Genomic DNA, 9,700 nt, shown 5'->3' with positions numbered 1-9,700 from the left:
GGAGATTTTTTGGTACTTTTTAATCTTTTAAAAAGTGCCGGGGTTTTAGGGGCAGAGCCCCTGGAATCGGTTGTAGGGCGAAGCCCTACATAGTGGTGTAAGGGACAGCGTCCCTTATAGAGGGTTGCAGGGTATCCCCTGCAAAGTGGTTCGCCCTTTTGGGCGAGTTAAATATTACAGTGTTTGGATATATTAAGTACTACCCCCATACCGCACATCAGAGATATAAGAGAGCTAGCCCCCGCACTGACGAATGGAAGAGGCATACCGGTAACGGGTATAAGTGCCGTCGCAACACCGATATTTATAAACACCTGTAATCCTAGAAGTCCCGCCATACCTCCGCAGAAAAGCATAGAAAAACTGTCAGGTGCATTAAGAGCGATTATCACACATCTCCAAATGAGGAATAAGTAGACCGCGATAAGTATGATACCGAAAATAAGTCCCATTTCCTCACCGATATGAGCGAATATAAAGTCATTCTGAGGCTCGGGCATGAATAAAAGCTTTGCTTTACCCTGACCGAAACCGCGTCCGAGAAGCCCTCCCGAACCAAGCGCCATAAGTGACTGACAAATCTGCCACCCTGCACCTTTTATATCAGCCCACGGGTCAAGGAAAGTGAGCATTCTCGTAAGTCTCCATGGGGTACTTATGATCATAAAGACTATCCCTCCCACACCCGCTATTACGACGGGTATGAAATATTTCAGGTTCATGCCTCCGATTATAAGCATACCTACTATAAGTGCACCTATGATAGTCGCAGTAGAAAGGTTAGGCTCCAAAGCAATGAGTCCGCATACGATTAAAGCAAGACCTATGACAGGTAATATACCGTAACGAAAACTTCTTATAAGTTCTTTCTTCCTTTCGATATAATAAGCAAGGAAAAGTATAAGAGCTATTTTGGTAAACTCGCTGGGCTGTATGGTCCCGAGACTTCCTATCCTTATCCACCTTTTAGCTCCGTTTACGTTCGTACCTATAAAGAGTACGAGAACAAGCATCACTATAACGCCTATCATTACAAGCGGAGCAAACTGCTTTGTTTTACGATAGTCTATATTTGAAATAGTTATCATCAAGATAGTCCCGATGATAGCAAAAATAAGCTGCTTGGTAAAATAGGAAAAAGGACTTCCGCTTATTCCCGAGTTATACATACTGGCAGAAAAAATAGAAACTATACCAAATATGGTAAGCCCCATAATCGTAAGGAGCAGCCAGTAATCCATTGTCCTTTTCCTTTTTCTTCCTTCGTTCATTTAACTTATCCTTTCAAATTTTTTACGTAAGATTTAAACGCTCTTCCCCTTTGTTCGTAGTCGTCAAACATATCGAAGCTTGAAGTCGCGGGAGATAGAAGCACACATTCTCCTTTATCCGCAAATTCAGTTGCTTTTTTGCACACTTCGTCAAATCCGCCTTCCACCATATGATAATTTTTATAATCATATTTATCCAAAGTATCTTTTATCTTATTTTGCACGACTCCGTACAAAACGATACATTTAATATTATCATTAATACTTTTGGCTAATTCGTCGAAAGGTGTCATTTTGTCATATCCGCCCAGCATCAGCACCGTCTTTTTCTTCATCGCTTTCATAGCGGTCACCGTAGCGTCTACGTTGGTGCCTTTTGAGTCGTTTATATATTCTATGCCGTCAACGGTATCAACATACTCGATTCTGTGTTCAACACTCTTAAAATTTTTAAGAGTATTTACAAGATTTTCTTTTTTCACACCTTTTACTGCCGCCGCCAAAGAAGCAGCCATAACGTTCATAACGTTATGAAGTCCGTAAAGCTTGAGTTCGTTTATATTAATAAGAGGATATACTTCCCCCTTAAAATTGATGATTATATTTTCATCTTTTAAATAAGCATTGGCATTTTTATCTTCCTTAACGGTGAATGTAAGTACTTTGCTTTTTGCATTCTTACTTAAATCCATGAGTATCTCATCTTCTTTATTTATTATGAGATAATCATTTTCATCCTGATTTACGAATACATTTTCCTTTACCCTTACATACTCTTCGAATGTACCATGTCTTTCGAGATGGTCGGGGGTGATATTCGTCATGATAGCGATATCGGGTTTGAATTTATCCGTAAGTTCAAGCTGGTAAGAACTTACTTCCAAAGCGTATACACTGTTTTCGTCCCCTTTTACCGCATCGTTTATGAATGAATTGCCGATATTCCCGTTTACATAAGTATCATATCCCGCATTTTCAAAGATATCTCCCACCAAAGTCGTGGTTGTGGTTTTGCCGTTTGTCCCTGTTATGGCTATTTCATAACCTTTACAAAAAGAATTCGCAAATTCAAATTCCGAGTACACGGGTATGTCATTCTTTTTAGCCGTAACTATAGGAAAAGCCTTAGGAGGAACCGAAGGCGAAACTATCATCATTTCACATTCTTTTATTTCTTCTTCCTTAGGCTGTCTGCCGAGTATGAATGTTATATTTTTATCATTTTTTATTGTATCTATCCCAAATCCCAAAGGAACTATGTCTTCATATTCCTTCGTATCAGTTAAATAAACCTTTTTATTTTTACCGCTTAAAAATTTAGCTGTGGAAACGCCGCTTCTGCCGCCCCCCACAACCATATATATTCCGTCTTTTAAATCCATTTTTCTACTCCTTAATTAAACATAATAGGAAGTGATAAAAGTGAAATCATCACAAGCACTGCCGTGGTTATCCAAAAACAAGTCACTATCTTGGTTTCATGGTGTCCGAGAAGTTCAAAGTGATGATGTATCGGCGCCATTTTAAACAGTCTCTTTCCTCCGGTCTTCTTGAAGTATCCCACCTGAAGGAGTACCGATAATGCTTCTACGAAGTAAACTCCCCCCGCTATCAATATGAAAAGTTCCGACCTTGTGAAGATAGAGATTATCACCACCGCACCGCCGAGAGCCATAGACCCCGTGTCCCCCATGAATATGGAAGCAGGATGTGCGTTATAGCATAAGAACCCGAGACAGGAACCTATCACGCTCGCAGAGAATATATTCATCGATGTAAATCCGTTTGCTAGGGAAAATACAAGGAAGAAGAATACTATTATCATAGTTACACCGCAGGCAAGCCCGTCAAGTCCGTCCGTAAGGTTTGCGGCATTTACCACAGCAACTATCGCTATTACCACAAAAGGTATATAAAGCCACCCGAGGTCCCAGTTAAGATTAGTAAAAGGAACCACTATACTCGTTCCGATGGAAGGGTGAAAAGCAGCATAAACCGCAACCGCACCCGCAGCCGAAAACTGTAAAAGCAGTTTTTGAATAGGAAGCATTCCCAGATAAGGTACGAGGACGCCTCCTTCCGAGTTAAGTCTGTTCTTTTGAACCATTTTTATATAATCGTCAAGGAAGCCTATAAGTCCGAATATAAGAGTCACAAAAAGAGCGAAGACAAGGTCTCCGTCCGCTTTTGAAAAGAAAATTATGCATGTGACAAGTATGCCGAGCATCATCACAAGCCCGCCCATAGTAGGCGTACCGGCTTTCTTATAGTGGCTCTTCGGTCCCAGTTCCCTGATCGTCTGACCCATTTTCAGTCTTTGCAGGAAAGGTATGAATTTTGGTGTAAGTAAAACCACTACCGCAAATGAAATAAGGGTAGCAAGAATTGAATATACCATTAAAATACTCCTCCTTTTTTGATCGCATCGACAACGTCTTCAAATTTCATGCCTCTTGAAGCCTTTACCAATACAAAATCACCTTCTTTTAGAAAATCAAATACTTCTTCGACCAAATAATTTTTCTCGAAAAAATATAGTGCTTTGCCCGGATCCATACCGTTTTCGCCGGCACCTTTGATATAGTGCATAGCGTAGTCTCCGCATGAAAGAAGCAGCTCCACCCCGTTTTCGGCAGCGGCTTTACCGCATTTTTCGTGCTCTTCTCCGCTTTTTTCTCCGAGTTCGAGCATATCGCCGAGAACAGCTACTTTTCTATTATTGCCGCCGATCCTGTTTAGTAAACCTAAAGCTTCCTTTAAAGCTTCGGGATTTGAATTATAAGTATCGTCTATTAGTGTAATGCCGTTTACTTCTTCTATCTTCATCCTGTTACCTGTAGGCATAAAATCGTCCAATCCTTCTTTTATTTGTTCGTAGCTAAGCCCGAAGTGAAATCCTGTGTATATTGCGAAAAGTGCATTGTAAACGCTGTATTTAGCGGGGACCTTAGTGCAGAAAGTATAGTTTTTACCATTGTAATTCACCATAAACTTCGCTCCCTTTGAGCTATATAAGATATCGGCAGCTCTAAGATCCCCGTGATCGATACCGACTTTAACGACGTTGAATTCGTCGTTTGTATAATCCTTAAAAAATTCGCTATCTCCGTTAACAAGGAGGGTCCCGCCTTTTTTAAGCCCTTTTGTTATTTCCATCTTTGCTTTAAATATATCTTCTTTGCTTCCCAAATTTTCGATATGAGAAACACCGACATTCGTTATCATGGCAAGATCCGGATTTACAAGTCCGCTTACTTTTTCTATCTCGCCTTTATGGTTCATACCCATTTCCACTACGGCTATTTCATCTCCCTCTTCAAGGTTGAAAAGAGTTAGTGGTACTCCCGTGGTGGAATTGAAATTCCCTATGGTCTTCATCGTTTTATATTTTTTACTTAAGACACTTGCCGTCATATCCTTTGTGGTTGTCTTTCCCGCACTTCCGGTAAGAGCTACAAAAGGGATATCAAATCTATCCTTATAGCTCTTTGCCATATCGTAAAGGGCTTTTAGAGTATCATCGACTTTGATTTGATAACACTCCGCCCCTTCTATTTCTCTTTTTACAACTATCGCACAAGCACCGTTTTTATAAGCACTCACGGCAAAATCATGTCCGTCCATTTCCGTCCCGTCGAGAGCAAAAAACACGCTTCCTTTTTTCGCAAGTCGGCTGTCTATGACCACATCGGTCACTAAATTTTCTTTTCCCTCACGGATTATCTTACCGTTTATCATTTCCGATAGTGCATCTATACCTATACCATTCATACATTACCTCATATATTTTAATATGTGTCTTATTATATCACTTTTTGCGTTTGATAAAAACATTTTATGAGCAATTACTTGACATATTTGAATGTAACAGTTACTTTAGTACCCTTTTTAACACTTGTACCTGCCTTTATGCTTTGTGACTGAACGATGCCTCCGCCTTTTATCTCCATAGTAAGACCTATCTTGGTCAATGCTTCGTTTGCACTCTGTACGCTCATACCGGTTAAATCAGGCATGGTAACATTTTCCGAAGAAGAATCATCTACAGTCAGAGTTATCGTCTTCGAGTATGTTTCCTGAACGTTGGTCTGACTTACAACCACTGCGTTATCATCACTGACTTTTTTATTTTTATAATTTACCTTATATTTTATCTTTAGAGTATCAAGCAGGCTCTTTGCATCCGTAAGGCTTTCCCCTCTTACATCGGGAACCACGACTTTTGTGCTGAGTGTCTTGATATCTTTTGAACTGTCATCGCTTTTGGTCTTTAAGTAGTTTACCGAATTCTTGAGTATTTCAGATGCGATAGGTGCAGCGGTCGTACTTCCGTAACGTCCGTTGGTAGGTTCATCGCAAAGGACTATTACCGCAATTTTAGGGTCGTTGTACGGAGCAAAACCAAAGAACGAACATACATATTTTGAATGCGAGTACTTTCCGTCTACTATCTTTTGAGCAGTACCCGTCTTGCCGCCCATTTTAAGTGATTTCGTATCATACTTTTTAAGTACTTCGGACTTTGTTATAACCCCTCTTAAATACTTACGCATAGTCGAAGAAGTATCTTTTGATATTATCTGTCTTACCACTTCTTTTTCATATGTCGTGGTAACGGTATTGTCTTCTCCCTCGGTAACGTATTTAACAAGCTGAGGTTTTAACAGATATCCGCCGTTTATCGTAGAAGAAAGAGCCATCATCATCTGGATAGGAGTGGTGGATATACCCTGACCAAAAGCCTTTGTTACAAAGTCTACTACATTCACATCTTGGTTGGGAGGAACTATCCCTCCTTCTTCTCCGCCGAGCGATATGCCCGTCTTTGAACCGAAACCGAAGTTATATATATAATCGTAGAATGTGTCGGGTCCCATACGCATGGCGATTTCCATCATGGCAGGGTTGCATGAATTTGCAAGGGTCTCTCCGAGAGACTGACTCCCGTGTCCGTTTGGATAGACACTGCATCTTATTTTTGTTCCCGCAACTACTTTATACCCCTTGCAGTAAAATCTTGAAGACTTATCTATTGAGCCTTCTTCCAGTGCAGAGGAAACCGTCACGGGTTTGAACGTAGAACCCGGTTCGTAGTTCAAACTGATATTTGGGTTATCCCACATCAAAGCAAGCTTTTCGCTGTTTGTCATTTTCTTTTTCTTACCGCTCTTTGTGGTTTTATAAAATTCCGAAGACATCTTCTTTTTAAATGAATTATCCAGTTTCCATGGATCGTTTAGGTTATAGCTTGGGTTTGTCGCCATGGCGAGTATCTCCCCTGTTGAAGGGTCCATTGCCAAAGCCATTACTCTCTTCGAGCCTGTCTTCTTTATCCCCGTCTCTATGGCATTTTCCGCGTACATCTGGATAACGCTGTCAATGGAAAGGACAAGATTACTTCCGTTTGTCGCTTCCTGTCTTACTTCACTGCCCGAAGCTATCTTTCTTCCGCTGCCGTCGGTTTGATAAAGGACTACTCCGTCTTTACCTGCAAGTACGTCATTATAGCTGGCTTCCAAACCGTAAAGTCCCTGATGATCCACACCTGTGAAGCCCAATAAATGAGAAGCGAATTTACCGTTAGAGTAATATCTCTTTTTATCTTCTGTGACGGATACACCGTTATAGCCTTTATTTTTTATTTTAAGTCCTACGGAATTATCCACTTTTCTTTTTATAAGTTCGTTGTTTGAAGAAGCGTTGCTTACCTTTTTATATACATCTTCATATTTAAGGTCAAGCATCTTTGCAAGGTATTCGCTTACTTCTTTTTTCTTGTTTTTATCCACACTTGCGGGAGAAACATATATACTCGAACAAGTCGCGTCTTTCGCAAGTAAAGCCATGTTTCTGTCATAGATATCTCCCCTGGACGCCGTTATGGGAAGACGCTGCATCAACATGGCTGATTGTTTATTTCCGTATTCAACTGCTTTGAAACCTTGTATGTACACCAGCTTACACACCAGTGCTATAAATAATATACATACAAAAGCAAATATAAATAATATCCTTTTCTTTTGTCTAAGATCTAAAAAAGTTTTCAAAAGTGACCACCTTTACTAATTGCCGGCGAAACCACTAAATAATTTAGAGAGTGCATTCCCGCCTTTTGTATTTTGTGCACTGGCACTTTTGCTGTCGGTAAGAGCTTCATCTTCGCTTTGTACATTTACCGCAACAAAATAACTGTTCCCCGGCTTAATCATACCATATTTTTCTGTTGCTACCTTTTGGACTTTGTTCAAGTCTCTCTTGGCAAGTAATTTCCCCTCTAAACTGTCATTTAACATTTTAGCATCTTTTAATTGATTTTCAAGCTTAGATATCTCAATATCCGTCCTGTTTATCCTGTAACTTTGCCAAGTAATAACAGATAATAAAATCGCGGCAATCAGACATAGAAACAAAACCGTATCAAAAGTAAATACTTTTTCATTTTTCTTCTGTTCATATCTAGCACTTTGTTTTTCTCTTGTCATTTGCTGCTCCTTAAATTATATTTTAAAATTTATCTTATTATTACTTAAAGTTTTTCGATTACTCTAAGCTTTGCACTTCTTGAACGAGGATTTTCTTCTATTTCTTCTTCGGTAGGTAAAACAGGCTTCCTCGCAAGCACCTTTACCTTAGGTGTATTCCCGCATACACATACCGGGAATTCCTTTGGGCATGTACACCCTTTTGCATACTCCGAAAATACTTTTTTTACTATCCTGTCTTCGAGAGAATGGAAGGTTATAACTGCCAGCCTTCCTCCTTTATTTAAGACATCTATCATATCTTCCACCGACTGCTTCAATGCGTCGATTTCATCATTTACTTCTATCCTGATAGCCTGGAATGTTTTCTTTGCGGGGTGTTTCTTTTGATGAAACTTCTTCGGAATGGCATTTTTGATTATCTCTACCAGTTCATATGTAGTCTCAATGGGTTTTTCTTCCCTGTTTTTTAATATGTGTTTGGCTATGTTTCCCGCAAACTGCTCTTCGCCGTACTCGCTTATGACCCTTCTTAAATCTTCATAAGAATAAGTATTTACAAGTTCCTTTGCCGAAAAGCTTTTGGATTTATCCATCCGCATGTCCAAAGGACCGTCTTTTTTAAAAGAAAAGCCTCTCGTCTCGTCATCTATTTGAAATGAAGAGACCCCTAGGTCTGCCATCATCCCGTCTATTTTATCTATACCTATATCCATTAATATGTCTTTGATATCATGAAAGTTCCCTCTCACGAATTCTTTTTTGCAGTCTGTACCTTTAAGTCTTTCTTCAGCCCTGTCAAATACAAAATCATCCTGATCTATACCTATGAAGTACCCTTCTTCCGACAGTTTTTCACATATTCCAAGGCTATGCCCCGCACCGCCCATGGTACCGTCGACGTATATCCCGTCTTCTTTTATATTTAACATGTCTATCGTTTCCTGATATAAAACGCTGATGTGTTTCATTATAGAGTTATCCCCGCTTCAAACATTTCCTGTGCCACATCTTCCATGCAGTCATCGGATACGTCATTGTATTTAGCCCATTCTTTGCTGTCCCAAATTTCAACCTTGGTTTCAACACCTACAACGACTATGTCCTTTTCTATTCCCGCATATTCCATCAAAGAAGCGGAAACCTTTGTTCTCCCTTGTTTATCGGGAGTACATTCAAGGGCACTGCCGAGGATGAACCTTGAAAAACGTCTGGCGTTCCTGTCAGTGGTAGGAAGACTTTTTATCTTCGCGGCAAGCTCGTCCCAAGCCGATTTCGGATAGACCGAGATACACTTATCAAGACCTTTGCACATAATAAAAGAATCACCAAGTTCACATCTGAATTTGGCAGGTACATTTATTCTTCCTTTTGTGTCAACCGAATGATTATATTCTCCTGATAGCATAATTCTTACCACTCTGTACCAATTTATGTGTTTATTTTACCACCTCATACCACCTTACGCAACTAAAAATGGATTTTTTTTAATGTTTTTTGGTAATTTTAATCTTTTTAGAACACACTTTCTAAATTTCCGTGGATAACCTGTGGATAAGATTTTCTTTTTTCAAAGAAACAAACATTCAAGGGGTTTCACCCCTTAAAAACCCCACCCTTTTTTGTCCGAAGAAACAAAAAGGGATAAAAATTCTTTCACTCAACCGCCGTGGTGGCTTTTAACGCGGTCGGATTTTCTAAAAATCTCTGCCCGAGATTTTTGAAACGACCGCTACCCCATCCCCTTTGCAAAAAAGTTTTGCGAATATCAAATGTAAAACTATCTTTATCAAGAGGTAGGCTAGCGTCCCTTTCACAAACCTCTTATATAAGAAGTTCTATCTTAAATTAAATGTAATAACTCTTTCAGGTAATATGCGGTTGAATGACTTATGTAAGTTTAATATCCCTTTTGCCGAAGGCTTAGGCACCGCGCCCAGCGGGGTC

At 39.8% G+C, this 9,700-nt stretch carries 8 protein-coding genes; all 8 read right to left on the bottom strand.

Features of this window, described 5'->3' with window-relative positions; translation table 11 throughout:
• Positions 1 to 167: 167 nt before the first annotated feature.
• Positions 168 to 1,271, bottom strand: a complete 1,104-nt coding sequence (gene ftsW / locus Q0516_RS07120) for a putative lipid II flippase FtsW (RefSeq protein WP_294468849.1) — start codon at positions 1,269 to 1,271, stop codon at positions 168 to 170.
• Between the two features lie 5 nt (positions 1,272 to 1,276).
• Positions 1,277 to 2,653 carry a UDP-N-acetylmuramoyl-L-alanine--D-glutamate ligase gene (murD, locus tag Q0516_RS07115; protein ID WP_257481201.1) on the bottom strand — a complete coding sequence of 459 codons (1,377 nt, stop codon included), beginning with the start codon at positions 2,651 to 2,653 and terminating at the stop codon, positions 1,277 to 1,279.
• 11 nt (positions 2,654 to 2,664) lie between these two features.
• Complete coding sequence (gene mraY / locus Q0516_RS07110; protein ID WP_257481202.1) at positions 2,665 to 3,669, bottom strand: phospho-N-acetylmuramoyl-pentapeptide-transferase; 1,005 nt, start codon at positions 3,667 to 3,669, stop codon at positions 2,665 to 2,667.
• The gene (gene murF, locus Q0516_RS07105; protein WP_294468846.1) at positions 3,669 to 5,042 is read right to left on the bottom strand and encodes a UDP-N-acetylmuramoyl-tripeptide--D-alanyl-D-alanine ligase; all 1,374 of its coding nucleotides are present in this window, start codon (positions 5,040 to 5,042) and stop codon (positions 3,669 to 3,671) included. The genes mraY and murF overlap by 1 nt, the downstream gene beginning before the upstream one ends.
• 74 nt (positions 5,043 to 5,116) lie before the next feature.
• Entirely contained in the window at positions 5,117 to 7,318 is a 2,202-nt protein-coding gene (locus Q0516_RS07100; RefSeq protein WP_294468842.1) for a penicillin-binding transpeptidase domain-containing protein, read from the bottom strand.
• Positions 7,319 to 7,333: 15 nt separating this feature from the next.
• Positions 7,334 to 7,753, bottom strand: a complete 420-nt coding sequence (locus tag Q0516_RS07095) for a hypothetical protein (RefSeq protein WP_294468841.1) — start codon at positions 7,751 to 7,753, stop codon at positions 7,334 to 7,336.
• Between the two features lie 44 nt (positions 7,754 to 7,797).
• Positions 7,798 to 8,724 (bottom strand): 16S rRNA (cytosine(1402)-N(4))-methyltransferase RsmH, encoded by a 927-nt coding sequence (gene rsmH / locus Q0516_RS07090; RefSeq protein WP_294468839.1) that lies wholly within the window; start codon positions 8,722 to 8,724, stop codon positions 7,798 to 7,800.
• Positions 8,724 to 9,161, bottom strand: a complete 438-nt coding sequence (mraZ, locus tag Q0516_RS07085; protein WP_007049476.1) for a division/cell wall cluster transcriptional repressor MraZ — start codon at positions 9,159 to 9,161, stop codon at positions 8,724 to 8,726. Before mraZ ends, rsmH begins: the two co-directional genes overlap by 1 nt.
• Between the last annotated feature and the right edge of the window lie 539 nt (positions 9,162 to 9,700).

Source organism: uncultured Anaerofustis sp., from assembly GCF_938029165.1.
Taxonomy (GTDB): Bacteria; Bacillota; Clostridia; order Eubacteriales; family Anaerofustaceae; genus Anaerofustis.
This window is presented reverse-complemented; position numbering and strand designations above follow the sequence as displayed.

What these genes read in the sequence shown, in the direction of transcription:
- ftsW (WP_294468849.1), bottom strand. Translation starts at nt 1,271, where the DNA reads ATGAACGAAGGAAGAAAAAGGAAAAGGACAATGGATTACTGGCTGCTC.
- murD (WP_257481201.1), bottom strand. Translation starts at nt 2,653, where the DNA reads ATGGATTTAAAAGACGGAATATATATGGTTGTGGGGGGCGGCAGAAGC.
- mraY (WP_257481202.1), bottom strand. Translation starts at nt 3,669, where the DNA reads ATGGTATATTCAATTCTTGCTACCCTTATTTCATTTGCGGTAGTGGTT.
- murF (WP_294468846.1), bottom strand. Translation starts at nt 5,042, where the DNA reads ATGAATGGTATAGGTATAGATGCACTATCGGAAATGATAAACGGTAAG.
- Q0516_RS07095 (WP_294468841.1), bottom strand. Translation starts at nt 7,753, where the DNA reads ATGACAAGAGAAAAACAAAGTGCTAGATATGAACAGAAGAAAAATGAA.
- rsmH (WP_294468839.1), bottom strand. Translation starts at nt 8,724, where the DNA reads ATGAAACACATCAGCGTTTTATATCAGGAAACGATAGACATGTTAAAT.
- mraZ (WP_007049476.1), bottom strand. Translation starts at nt 9,161, where the DNA reads ATGCTATCAGGAGAATATAATCATTCGGTTGACACAAAAGGAAGAATA.